This is a genomic window from Streptomyces torulosus, from assembly GCF_001419765.1.
GTDB classification, from domain to species: Bacteria; Actinomycetota; Actinomycetes; order Streptomycetales; family Streptomycetaceae; genus Streptomyces; species Streptomyces torulosus.
On record NZ_LIRK01000281.1, the window covers coordinates 1 to 11,956 of the forward strand.

Sequence of the window (11,956 nt, forward strand, 5' to 3'; positions counted from 1 at the left end):
GGGCCCGGCACCGGCAAGACGGCCGTCGCCCTGCACCGCGCCGCGTACCTCCTCTACCAGGACCGGCGTCGGTACGCGGGCGGCATCCTCATCGTCTCCCCGACCCCGCTGCTCGTCGCGTACACCGAGGGCGTCCTGCCCTCGCTCGGCGAGGAGGGCCAGGTCGCCATCCGCGCCATCGGCTCCCTCGTCGACGGCGTGGAGGCCACCCTGTACGACTCCCCGGCCGTGGCCCGTGCCAAGGGCTCGTACCGCATGCTCAAGGTGCTGCGGAAGGCCGCCCGGGGCGCGCTGGAGCGGAGCGACGCGCCCACCCGGCTGCGTGTCGTCGCCTTCGGCAGGCGGCTTGAGCTGGAGGCCGAGGAACTGGACCGTGTCCGCCGCAACGCCCTCGGCGGCACGGCCCCCGTCAACCTGCTGCGCCCCCGCGCCCGCAAGCTCCTCCTCGACGCCCTGTGGGACCGGTCGGGCGCCGCGGGACGGCACTCGGACCCCGAACTCGCCGCCGAGCTCCGCTCCTCCTTCGACGAGGACATCACCAGCGAGGATGACTTCATCGCCTTCCTCGACGCCTGGTGGCCCGAGCTGACGCCGCGCGCGGTCCTCACCGCCATGGCCGACGAGCGCCGCCTCGGCCGCTGGGCCCGGCGCATCCTCAACCCCGGCGAGGTCCGCCGGGTCGCCCGCTCCCTCAAGCGGGACGGCCTCTCGGTCCACGACGTCGCCGTGCTCGACGAACTCCAGGCGATCCTCGGCATGCCCGCCCGCCCCCGCAAGAAGCGCGAACTCGACCCGCTCGACCAGCTCACGGGCCTGGAGGAGCTGATGCCCGTGCGCGAGGAGACCCAGCGCGAGCGCGCCGAGCGGCTGGCCCAGGAACGCACCGAGTACGCGCACATCATCGTCGACGAGGCGCAGGACCTGACCCCGATGCAGTGGCGCATGGTGGGCCGCCGCGGTCGGCACGCCACCTGGACGGTCGTGGGCGACCCCGCCCAGTCGTCCTGGTCCGACCCCGACGAGGCGGCCGAGGCCCGCGACGAGGCGTTGGGCACCCGCCCGCGCCGCCGCTTCACCCTCACCGTCAACTACCGCAACCCGGCCGAGATCGCCGAACTGGCGGCGAAGGTGCTGGCGCTGGCGATGCCGGGCTCCGAGTCCCCGTCCGCGGTCCGCTCCACCGGCGTCGAGCCCCGCTTCGTCACCGCCCAGCGCGACACCCTGGCCCGCACGGTCCGGGCGGAGGCCGCGCGGCTGCTGGACCTCGTCGACGGGACGGTCGGCGTGGTCGTCGCGATGAACCGCCGCGAGGAGGCCGCGCGCTGGCTGGCCGGCCTCGGCGACCGCGTCGTCGCCCTCGGCAGCCTGGAGGCGAAGGGCCTGGAGTACGACGCCACGGTGGTCGTCTCCCCGGCGGAGATCGCCGACGAGTCCCCGGCGGGCCTGCGCGTCCTGTACGTGGCCCTGACGAGGGCGACACAGCAGCTGACGGTCGTCTCGGCGGAGAGGGACGACCCGGACGCGACGGGAGTGCCGGACCTGCTGCGCGACTGACGCGGGAAGCACGGGCCGCAGCCCCTGCTTCTCGGGGGCGCGGGGAACTGCGCGAGCACCGCGAACCACCCGCACCCGCCGACGCACCGTCAACTCCCGGAACGCCGGGGCGCCTGTTAGCCTGGGTGGTGGCACCGGCTCGATCCAAGCCCCCGGGCCCAACCTTCGTCGCTCAGAGCGACCACTTGCCGCGAGGCGAGCATGGCGGGTCGGTGCCACTTAGACGCGAGTGGTACGCGAAGAGGTCCACGTCCTTGTGACGTGGACCTCTTTCTGTTGAGAACAAAACGTTCTCAATCCCGCCGGGCTAACGCCTACTCGGTGGTAGGTGCGACGATCGGACGGCAAAACGCACAAACGCAGTAGCGAAAGCAGAGGAAGTCGGCCATGGCAACGGCGCCCAGCGTCTCCTACTCGATGACGGTCCGCCTGGAGGTGCCCGCGAGCGGAACCGCGGTCTCCCAGCTCACCGGAGCCGTCGAGTCCCACGGAGGCTCGGTGACCGGCCTCGACGTGACCGCCTCCGGCCACGAGAAGCTCCGCATCGACGTCACCATCGCGGCCACCTCCACCGCGCACGCCGACGAGATCGTCGAGCAGTTGCGCCACATCGAGGGCGTCACGCTCGGCAAGGTCTCCGACCGTACGTTCCTGATGCACCTCGGCGGCAAGATCGAGATGGCGTCGAAGCACCCCATCCGCAACCGTGACGACCTCTCGATGATCTACACCCCCGGCGTGGCCCGCGTCTGCATGGCGATCGCCGAGAACCCCGAGGACGCGCGCCGCCTCACCATCAAGCGCAACTCCGTTGCGGTCGTGACGGACGGCTCCGCCGTCCTCGGCCTCGGCAACATCGGCCCCAAGGCCGCGCTGCCCGTCATGGAGGGCAAGGCGGCCCTCTTCAAGCGGTTCGCCGGCATCGACGCCTGGCCGCTCTGCCTCGACACCCAGGACACCGACGCGATCGTCGAGATCGTCAAGGCGATCGCCCCCGGCTTCGCGGGCATCAACCTGGAGGACATCTCCGCGCCCCGCTGCTTCGAGATCGAGGCCCGGCTGCGCGAGGCCCTCGACATCCCCGTCTTCCACGACGACCAGCACGGCACCGCGATCGTCGTGCTCGCCGCCCTCACCAACGCACTTCGCGTGGCGGGCAAGGGGATCGGCGACATCCGCGTCGTCATGTCCGGCGCCGGCGCGGCCGGTACGGCCATCCTCAAGCTGCTCATCGCCGCCGGTGTGAAGAACGCCGTCGTCGCCGACATCCATGGTGTCGTGCACTGCGACCGCGCGGACCTGGTCGACGCCGCCGCCGACTCCCCGCTGCGCTGGATCGCCGACAACACCAACCCCGAGGGCCTCACCGGCACGCTGAAGGAGGCCGTGCGCGACGCGGACGTCTTCATCGGCGTCTCCGCCCCGAACGTCCTCGACGGCGACGACGTGGCCGCCATGGCCGACAACGCGATCGTGTTCGCGCTCGCGAACCCGGACCCCGAGGTCGATCCCGCGGTGGCCCGTCAGACGGCGGCCGTCGTGGCCACCGGCCGCTCCGACTTCCCGAACCAGATCAACAACGTGCTGGTCTTCCCAGGTGTCTTCCGCGGTCTTCTCGACGCCCAGTCCCGCACCGTCAACACGGAGATGATGATCGCCGCCGCGAAGGCCCTCGCCGACGTCGTCACCGAGGACGAGCTGAACCCGAACTACATCATCCCGAGCGTCTTCAACGACAAGGTCGCGGGAGCGGTCGCCGGCGCGGTCCGCGAGGCCGCGAAGGCCGCCGGCGCCACGGCCTGACCCCGCACCGAGGGCGGCCCGGCGGCTGCTCCGGGCGACTGTGACGGTCACCACGATGGGCCCGGATCCCGGCGCGTCGCGGGAGTCCGGGCCGTACGTACGCCTAGGGTGGCGGCCAGTCCGCCGTCGTGGTGGGCCCGAGCGGGACCTGCGTGGACAGGGCGCTTTTCGTGTGACTCCCATGGGTGTTCGTGTGACTCCCATGGGTGCCGGATTGGCTTTCCCGCCGCAGGTGAGTGCAGGATGCGTCCCTGGGCGCGAGGGTCTGACGACGGACCCGGGTCCGCCTCAACGGCAAGAAGAACACGGGAGTAACAACATGAACCGCAGTGAGCTGGTGGCCGCGCTGGCCGACCGCGCCGAGGTGACCCGCAAGGACGCCGACGCCGTGCTGGCCGCGTTCGCCGACGTCGTCGGTGACATCGTCTCCAAGGGCGACGAGAAGGTCACCATCCCCGGTTTCCTGACCTTCGAGCGCACCCACCGTGCCGCTCGCACCGCGCGCAACCCGCAGACCGGCGACCCGATCCAGATCCCCGCCGGCTACAGCGTCAAGGTCTCCGCGGGCAGCAAGCTCAAGGAAGCCGCCAAGGGCAAGTGATCCCGCCGCCCGTATGCCGCACGACGGCGTACGAGGCCCGGTAACGCCTGTGGGGCGGCCTCCCGACACCGGGAGACCGCCCCACAGGCGTTTCTCGGGCAGCGCCTCAGCCCGACGAGCGGCACGTCAGCCGAGGGCCTTGCCGGGCAGCCCGGACCCCCGGCAGGGACCGGCGTTGCCGTGTGCGGTGGTGGGGCCGCTCGGCCGCAGCGTCAGCCGAGGGCCTTGCCGGGGAGTTCGACCTTCGCGCCGAGCTCCATGAGCTTCTCCATGCTGTGTCCGTCCGGGGGGCGACCCCCGGACCCCCGGCGGGGAGCGGCGTTGCCGTGTGCGGTGGTGGGGCCGCTCGGCCGCAGCGTCAGCCGAGGGCCTTGCCGGGGAGTTCGACCTTCGCGCCGAGCTCCATGAGCTTCTCCATGCTGTGTCCGTCCGGGGGACGACCCCCGGACCCCCGGCAGGGAGCGGCGTTGCCGTGTGCGGTGGTGGGGCTGCTCGGCCGCAGCGTCAGCCGAGGGCCTTGCCGGGGAGTTCGACCTTCGCGCCGAGCTCCATGAGCTTCTCCATGAAGTTCTCGTAGCCGCGGTTGATGAGGTCGATGCCGTGGACGCGGGACGTGCCCTGGGCGGCGAGGGCCGCGATCAGGTACGAGAAGCCGCCGCGGAGGTCGGGGATGACCAGGTCGGCGCCCTGGAGCTTCGTCGGGCCCGACACGACCGCGGAGTGCAGGAAGTTCCGCTGGCCGAAGCGGCAGTCGGAGCCGCCGAGGCACTCGCGGTAGAGCTGGATGTGCGCGCCCATCTGGTTCAGCGCGGACGTGAAGCCCAGCCGGGACTCGTAGACCGTCTCGTGGATGATCGACAGGCCCGTGGCCTGCGTCAGGGCCACCACCAGCGGCTGCTGCCAGTCGGTCTGGAAACCGGGGTGGACGTCCGTCTCCAGGGCGATCGACTTCAGCTGGCCGCCGGGGTGCCAGAAGCGGATGCCCTCGTCGTCGATCTCGAACGCGCCACCCACCTTCCGGTAGGTGTTCAGGAACGTCATCATCGAACGCTGCTGGGCGCCCCGGACGTAGATGTCACCCTCCGTCGCCAGCGCGGCGGACGCCCAGGAGGCGGCCTCCAGACGGTCCGGGAGGGCCTTGTGGGTGTAGCCGCCGAGCGAGTCCACACCGGTGATGCGGATCGTGCGGTCGGTGTCCATCGCGATGATGGAGCCCATCTTCTGCAGGACGCAGATGAGGTCCTCGATCTCCGGCTCGATCGCCGCGTTCGACAGCTCCGTCACGCCCTCCGCGAGGACGGCCGTGAGCAGCACCTGCTCGGTCGCGCCGACCGACGGGTACGGCAGCCGGATCTTCGTACCGCGCAGCCGCCGCGGGGCCTCCAGATACTGGCCGTCCTCCCGCTTCTCGATCTTCGCGCCGAACTGCCGCAGCACCTCGAAGTGGAAGTCGATCGGCCGGCCGCCGATGTCGCAGCCGCCGAGACCGGGGATGAAGGCGTGGCCGATCCGGTGCAGCAGCGGGCCGCAGAACAGGATCGGGATGCGCGAGGAGCCCGCGTGGGCGTCGATGTCGGCGACGTTCGCGCTCTCCACGTTCGTCGGGTCCATCACCAGCTCGCCCGGTTCGTCCCCCGGGCGGACCGTTACGCCGTGCAGCTGCAGCAGCCCGCGCACCACCCGCACGTCGCGGATGTCGGGGACGTTGCGCAGCCGGCTCGGACCACTGCCGAGCAGCGCGGCGACCATGGCCTTGGGTACGAGGTTCTTCGCACCGCGGACACGGATCTCGCCACTGAGCGGGGTGCCGCCGTGTACAAGCAGTACGTCGTCAGAGCCGTTGACGGTCATGAATCTCGCGTTCCGTGGAGTAGGGCAGAGGGCGTTACGGCGTGGGGGGCCGACCGGTTCTCCCGTTGTGCGGGAGCCGTTTCGGCGTGGGCCGGAAGGGCTAGCGTAAACGCCGCCCACCCCCCTTCCGTAAGCCCGAGTACTTCTCAGCCACGTCATGAGTTCGCCACAACACGAACCGTCCACGGCCGGGCACATGGGGTCACCGAACCGGCTGTGCGCGGGGTCCGCACCGGTGCGCCCTGAGCTGCGTTCACTCCGCTCCCGGGATTGGCTCCCCGCGCACGGGCAGGATGCGGGATCATGTCTGGCATGACCGAGGTGTCCTCGCTCACAGGGCGGCTGCTCGTGGCCACGCCCGCCCTGGCGGACCCGAACTTCGACCGCGCTGTGGTGCTGCTCCTCGACCACGACGAGGAGGGCTCGCTCGGGGTGGTCCTCAACCGCCCCACCCCGGTGGACGTCGGAGACATCCTGGAGGGCTGGGCGGAACTCGCCGGCGAACCCGGGGTCGTCTTCCAGGGTGGCCCGGTGTCCCTGGACTCGGCGCTCGGCGTCGCCGTGATACCCGGCGGCGGTCCCGTCGACCGGGCCCCGCTCGGCTGGCGGCGCGTCCACGGGGCGATCGGGCTCGTCGACCTGGAGGCCCCGCCGGAGCTCCTCGCCTCGGCGCTCGGCTCGCTGCGCATCTTCGCCGGCTACGCGGGCTGGGGCCCCGGCCAGTTGGAGGACGAACTGGTCGAGGGCGCCTGGTACGTCGTCGAGTCGGAACCCGGCGACGTGTCGTCCCCCTCGCCCGAACGGCTCTGGCGGGAGGTCCTGCGCCGCCAGCGCAGCGAACTCGCGATGGTGGCCACGTACCCCGACGACCCTTCGCTCAACTGATGCGTGCGAGCCCCAGTACCCTTGGCGGCATGAGCACTCTTGAGCCCGAGCGCGGTACTGGTACGGGGACCCTCGTCGAGCCGACGCCGCAGGTGTCGCACGGCGACGGTGACCACGAGCGCTTCGCCCACTACGTCCAGAAGGACAAGATCATGGCGAGCGCGCTCGACGGCACGCCCGTCGTGGCGTTGTGCGGGAAGGTGTGGGTACCGGGTCGCGACCCGAAGAAGTACCCCGTGTGCCCCATGTGCAAGGAGATCTTCGACTCGCTCGGCGCGGGTGGCGGGGACGACGACGGCGGCGGCAAGAAGTAGCGGCCGGATCATGTGACCGCGGTGCCCCCGGGAGCGGGTACCGCGGTCTTTGCTGCGCCGGGCGCCGCTCGGGGGCGCGCTGTTTGTTCTGCGGGTGCGGGTGCGTTGTGGCTTGTCGCGCAGTTCCCCGCGCCCCTGTAAAGCGACCGGGGCTGCGCCCCGTGCTTTTCAACGGGCGCCCATCCGAGTGCAACGGCGACACCCGCTGAAGGCCGGGCCCCATGCCGTCAGACATCAGGCGCCCTCTCTTGGTCACAACTGGTCGAGACCTCTTGTGGTCATGTTCATGTACTCCATAGCCTCCGGTGTGTTGTAGAGAGCAAAACGCCCGTTGCAGAGAATGCAACACTCCGCACCCCCCTCCGGAGGACCACGCGCCATGAAGCTCGCCGCCCGACTCGTCGCCCCCATGGCGGCCCTCGCCCTCGCGGGGCTCACCGCCTGCGCCCCCGGGACGTCCGACAACTCGTCCGCCACGAAGGACGACAGGACCGGCACCCTGCGGCTCTGGCTCTTCCGGGAGGTGAGCAACGAGCCGAAGGAGAAGGTCGTCGACAAGGTCGTCGCCGCCTTCGAGAAGGCGCACGACGGCGCGAAGGTCAAGGTCGAGTACATCCCCGTCGAGACCCGCGCCGAGCGCATGAAGGCCGCCTTCAACGACCCGAAGAGCGCCCCCGACGTCATCGAGTACGGCAACACGGACACCGCCGGCTACGTCAAGGACGGCGGACTCGCCGACGTCACCACGGAGTTCAACGGCTGGGCCGACTCCAAGGACTCCGACCCGACCGCCAGGACCTCCGTCACCGTCGACGGCAAGGTCTACGGCGCCCCCTTCTTCGTGGGCGTCCGCGCCCTGTACTACCGCACGGACGTCTTCGACGAACTCGGCCTGGAGCCCCCGAAGACGCTGGACGAGCTGACGACCGCCGCCCAGCGGATCCGCGCGGCCAGGCCCGAGCTGTACGGCCTCGTCGTCGGCGGCGCGTACACCTACGGCGCGATGCCCTTCGTCTGGGCCAACGGCGGCGAGATAGCCGAGGGCCGGGGCGGCTCGTACGCCTCCACCATCGACAGCGACGCCGCCCGCAAGGGCATCGAGACGTACACCTCGCTGTTCGGCGACGACAACTGCCCCGCCGCCAAGTGCGCGGGCATGGGCGGCAACGACACGGTCACCGCGTTCGCCGCGGGCAAGGCCGGTATGGCCATCGGCGGTGACTTCAGCCACGCCGCCGTGGAGGCCGGGAAGGTCAAGGGCAAGTACGCGGTCGTACCGCTCCCGGGGGTGAAGTCCGGTTCGGTGGCGCCGGCGTTCGCGGGCGGCAACAACATCGGCGTGCTCAAGAGCAGCACGCACCGCACGCTCGCCGTCGACCTCATGAAGGGGCTCGCGTCCAAGCGGACCCAGGGCGCGCTCTTCGACGCGATGGGCTTCCTGCCGACGTACACCGACGTCCGGGCCGAGGCGGCGAAGAAGGAGCCGTTCATCGAGCCGTTCGTGAAGACGCTGTCCTCGGGGACCAAATTCGTGCCGGTCTCGCCCGCGTGGGCCCAGATCGACGCGTCGCTCGTGCTGCCGACGATGTTCCAGGAGGTCGTCAGCGGCAAGAAGGACGTGGACGAGGCGTCCGAGGACGCGGCGGACCGGATGAACGACGCGTTCAGCTCCGTCGGGTGACGCCGGTGCCCACCAGCCCGGGCGGTACGGCGCGTTCGCGGGTGCGAGGCGGTCCCGCCGTCCCGCACCCCCGCGCCCGCCCGCGTTCACGGGGCGCCGCGGCCTGGACCCCCTGGCTCTATCTCGCCCCCGCGCTCGTCGTGCTCGGCGCGCTGCTCGTCTATCCCGTCGGCCAGCTCGGCCTGATCTCCCTGCTGGAGTACACCCAGGCCCAGGTCAGCGGCGGCGAACCGACCTCCTTCCGAGGTGTCGGGAACTACGCCGAACTCTTCGCGGACGCCCAGTTCTGGCAGGTGCTGCTGGCCACCGTCGGCTTCGCGGCGGCCTGTGTGGTGTCCACGCTGGCCGTCGGCTGCGCCCTGGCCGTGCTGCTGACCCGGGTGCGGGCCGTGCCGCGGCTGGCGCTGATGCTGGCCGCGCTGGGCGCGTGGGCGACCCCGGCGGTCACCGGCTCGACGGTGTGGCTGCTGCTGTTCGACCCCGACTTCGGCCCCGTCAACCGGGTGCTCGGGCTGGGCGACCACTCGTGGACGTACGGGCGGTACAGCGCCTTCTTCCTCGTCCTGCTGGAAGTGGTGTGGTGCTCCTTCCCGTTCGTGATGGTGACGGTCTACGCGGGCATCCGGGCCGTCCCGTCCGAGGTCCTGGAGGCGGCGGCCCTCGACGGGGCCTCGCAGTGGCGGATCTGGCGGTCGGTGCTGGCCCCGATGCTCCGCCCGATCCTCGTCGTCGTCACCATTCAGTCGATCATCTGGGACTTCAAGGTCTTCACCCAGATCTATGTGATGACGGGCGGCGGCGGTATCGCCGGCCAGAACCTCGTACTGAACGTGTACGCCTACCAAAAGGCCTTCGCCGCCTCCGAGTACAGCCTCGGCTCGGCGATCGGCGTGGTGATGCTGGTGATTCTGCTGGCGATCACGCTGGTGTATTTGCGGCTGCTCCGCGCACAGGGGGAGGAGCTGTGAATTCGACGGGATTCCGGCGGCGGCCGAGGCGGCCCCGGCGGCTCGCCGCGGAGGCGTCCGCGCTGGTCATCGCAGCCGTGGTGGCGTTCCCGCTGTACTGGATGGTGTTGAGCGCCGTCAGACCGGCGGGGGAGATCGAGTCGGCCGAGGCCCGGCCCTGGACCCTCGCGCCGACACTGGATTCCTTCCGCCGGGTCCTCGGGCAGCAGGAATTCGGCCGCTACTTCCTCAACAGCGTTGTCGTCGCCTGCGCCGTGGTGATCGCCTCCGCGCTGATCGCGTTTCTCGCGGCGACGGCGGTGACCCGATTCCGCTTCCGTTTCCGGACCACCTTGTTGATCATGTTCCTGATCGCCCAGATGGTGCCCGTGGAGGCGCTCACCATCCCCTTGTTCTTCCTGATGCGGGACGCCGGCCAACTCAACACCCTGGGCGCGCTGATCCTGCCCCACATCGCCTTCTCCCTGCCCTTCGCGATCTGGATGCTGAGGGGCTTTGTGAAGGCCGTACCGGAGTCCCTGGAGGAGGCCGCCCAGCTCGACGGGGCGAGCCGTTCCCGATTCCTGTGGCAGATCCTTTTCCCGCTCGTCCTGCCGGGGTTGGTCGCCACCAGCGTCTTCTCCTTCATCTCGACCTGGAACGACTTCCTGTTCGCCAAGTCCTTCATCATCAGCGACACCTCCCGGTCGACGTTGCCGATGGCCCTGCTCGTCTTCTTCAAGCCGGAAGAACCCGACTGGGGCGGCGTGATGGCGGCGTCCACGGTGATGACGATTCCGGTGCTGGTCTTCTTCGTACTCGTCCAGCGACGGCTGGTCTCCGGACTGGGCGGAGCGGTCAAGGAGTGACATGACCGAACTCGACGGAACGGAACTGATTCCGGCGCCGCGACGCCTCGTCCGGAACGGCGCCGGCCGCGGTCGGCTGGACGAGGGGACCCGGCTGGTGGCCGGCCCCGGTACCGAGGGTGTCGCGCGCTGGCTGCGGGCGACGGTCGGCGCGGCGACCGGATACGCCCTCACCGAGGGCGGCGGGTCCGCGCCCCGGCTCGTCCTCGGTATCGAGCCGGACCTGCCGCCGGAGGGCTACCGCGTGGTCATCGGCGGCGCCGACCACCTGATCCAGGGCGGCGACGCGGCAGGCGTCCTCTGGGGCGCGCAGACCTTCCGGCAGCTGCTCGGGCCCGACGCCCACCGGCGGGCGCCCCTGCGGCCCGGCCGGGACTGGGACCTGCCCGCGGTCACCGTCGAGGACGCCCCCCGCTTCGCCTGGCGCGGCCTCATGCTCGACGTCGCCCGGCACTTCCTGCCCAAGGACCAGGTGCTGCGCTATCTCGATCTGATGGCCGCGCACAAACTCAACGTCCTCCACTTCCACTTGACGGACGACCAGGGTTGGCGGGTCGAGATCGAGCGATACCCGAGGCTGACGGAGGTCGCTTCCTGGCGGGCCCGTACGAAATTCGGTCATAGGGCGTCACCGCTGTGGGAGGAGAAGCCGCACGGCGGTCACTACACGCGGGACGACCTCCGCGAGATCGTCGCCTACGCCGCCGAACGGCATATCACCGTGGTCCCCGAGATCGACATCCCGGGACACAGCCAGGCCGCGATCGCCGCGTATCCGGAACTGGGCAACACCGATGTCGTCGACACGGCCTCCCTCACCGTCTGGGACACCTGGGGCATCAACGAAAACGTCCTCGCCCCCACGGACAACACCCTGCGCTTCTACGAAGGGGTCCTGGAGGAAGTCCTGGAACTCTTTCCCTCGACGTTCGTGCACATCGGCGGCGACGAGTGCGTCAAGGACCAGTGGAAGCGTTCGGCCACCGCGCAGGCGCGCATCCGGGAGCTCGGACTCACGGACGAGGACGGCCTGCAGTCGTGGTTCGTCCGGCACTTCGACAACTGGCTGACGGCGCGCGGGCGTCGCCTGATCGGATGGGACGAGATCCTGCAGGGCGGCCTCGCGCCGGGTGCGGCCGTGTCGTCCTGGCGGGGCTACGCGGGCGGCGTCACGGCGGCCCGCGCGGGCCACGACGTGGTCATGTGCCCCGAACAGCACGTGTACCTGGACCACCGTCAGCACGACGGCCCCGACGAACCGGTCCCGATCGGCTATGTGCGCACCCTGGAGGACGTCTTCCGGTTCGAGCCGGTTCCATCGGAGTTGACGCCCGAGGAGGCGCGGCACGTGCTGGGCACCCAGGCCAATGTGTGGACCGAGGTGATGGAGGACCCCGCGCGCGTGGACTACCAGGCGTTCCCGCGGCTCGCGGCCTTCGCCGAGGTGGCCT

At 70.6% G+C, this 11,956-nt stretch carries 10 protein-coding genes; 9 read left to right on the plus strand and 1 reads right to left on the minus strand.

Features of this window, described 5'->3' with window-relative positions; genetic code table 11:
- From AOK23_RS20235 to AOK23_RS20245, 3 genes are all read left to right on the plus strand, one after another.
- Positions 1-1,554: HelD family protein (locus AOK23_RS20235; protein ID WP_055714106.1), on the plus strand; the 1,554-nt coding region annotated here is incomplete at its 5' end.
- A gap of 387 nt (positions 1,555-1,941) precedes the next feature.
- On the plus strand, positions 1,942-3,357 hold the full coding sequence (locus tag AOK23_RS20240; RefSeq protein ID WP_055714107.1) for an NAD-dependent malic enzyme: 1,416 nt from the start codon (positions 1,942-1,944) through the stop codon (positions 3,355-3,357).
- A 319-nt stretch (positions 3,358-3,676) separates the two neighbouring features.
- Positions 3,677-3,958, plus strand: coding sequence for an HU family DNA-binding protein (locus AOK23_RS20245; RefSeq protein WP_055512725.1), 282 nt, complete (start codon positions 3,677-3,679; stop codon positions 3,956-3,958).
- Between the two features lie 504 nt (positions 3,959-4,462).
- On the opposite strand, the gene murA is transcribed toward AOK23_RS20245, so the two are convergent.
- Entirely contained in the window at positions 4,463-5,809 is a 1,347-nt protein-coding gene (gene murA / locus AOK23_RS20250) for a UDP-N-acetylglucosamine 1-carboxyvinyltransferase (protein WP_055537783.1), read from the minus strand.
- A 312-nt stretch (positions 5,810-6,121) separates the two neighbouring features.
- Here murA and AOK23_RS20255 point away from each other — a divergent pair, with 312 nt between their 5' ends.
- The 6 genes from AOK23_RS20255 to AOK23_RS20280 form a co-directional block, all read left to right on the plus strand.
- Positions 6,122-6,694 (plus strand): YqgE/AlgH family protein, encoded by a 573-nt coding sequence (locus AOK23_RS20255; protein ID WP_055512729.1) that lies wholly within the window; start codon positions 6,122-6,124, stop codon positions 6,692-6,694.
- 29 nt (positions 6,695-6,723) lie between these two features.
- Positions 6,724-7,008 (plus strand): DUF3039 domain-containing protein, encoded by a 285-nt coding sequence (locus AOK23_RS20260; protein ID WP_079049583.1) that lies wholly within the window; start codon positions 6,724-6,726, stop codon positions 7,006-7,008.
- Positions 7,009-7,387: 379 nt separating this feature from the next.
- Positions 7,388-8,689: an extracellular solute-binding protein gene (locus AOK23_RS20265; protein ID WP_055714108.1), complete on the plus strand. Its 1,302-nt coding sequence runs from the start codon at positions 7,388-7,390 to the stop codon at positions 8,687-8,689.
- 5 nt (positions 8,690-8,694) lie between these two features.
- Positions 8,695-9,657: a carbohydrate ABC transporter permease gene (locus AOK23_RS20270; protein WP_420823724.1), complete on the plus strand. Its 963-nt coding sequence runs from the start codon at positions 8,695-8,697 to the stop codon at positions 9,655-9,657.
- Positions 9,654-10,505 (plus strand): carbohydrate ABC transporter permease, encoded by an 852-nt coding sequence (locus tag AOK23_RS20275; protein WP_055714109.1) that lies wholly within the window; start codon positions 9,654-9,656, stop codon positions 10,503-10,505. The genes AOK23_RS20270 and AOK23_RS20275 overlap by 4 nt, the downstream gene beginning before the upstream one ends.
- Before the next feature lies 1 nt (position 10,506).
- A partial coding sequence (locus AOK23_RS20280; protein ID WP_055714111.1) for a beta-N-acetylhexosaminidase occupies positions 10,507-11,956 on the plus strand: 1,450 nt, incomplete at its 3' end.

Excerpts from the sequence above, each read along its gene's own strand:
- AOK23_RS20240 (WP_055714107.1), top strand. The coding sequence starts at position 1,942 with ATGGCAACGGCGCCCAGCGTCTCCTACTCGATGACGGTCCGCCTGGAG.
- AOK23_RS20245 (WP_055512725.1), top strand. The coding sequence starts at position 3,677 with ATGAACCGCAGTGAGCTGGTGGCCGCGCTGGCCGACCGCGCCGAGGTG.
- murA (WP_055537783.1), bottom strand. The coding sequence starts at position 5,809 with ATGACCGTCAACGGCTCTGACGACGTACTGCTTGTACACGGCGGCACC.
- AOK23_RS20255 (WP_055512729.1), top strand. The coding sequence starts at position 6,122 with ATGACCGAGGTGTCCTCGCTCACAGGGCGGCTGCTCGTGGCCACGCCC.
- AOK23_RS20260 (WP_079049583.1), top strand. The coding sequence starts at position 6,724 with ATGAGCACTCTTGAGCCCGAGCGCGGTACTGGTACGGGGACCCTCGTC.
- AOK23_RS20265 (WP_055714108.1), top strand. The coding sequence starts at position 7,388 with ATGAAGCTCGCCGCCCGACTCGTCGCCCCCATGGCGGCCCTCGCCCTC.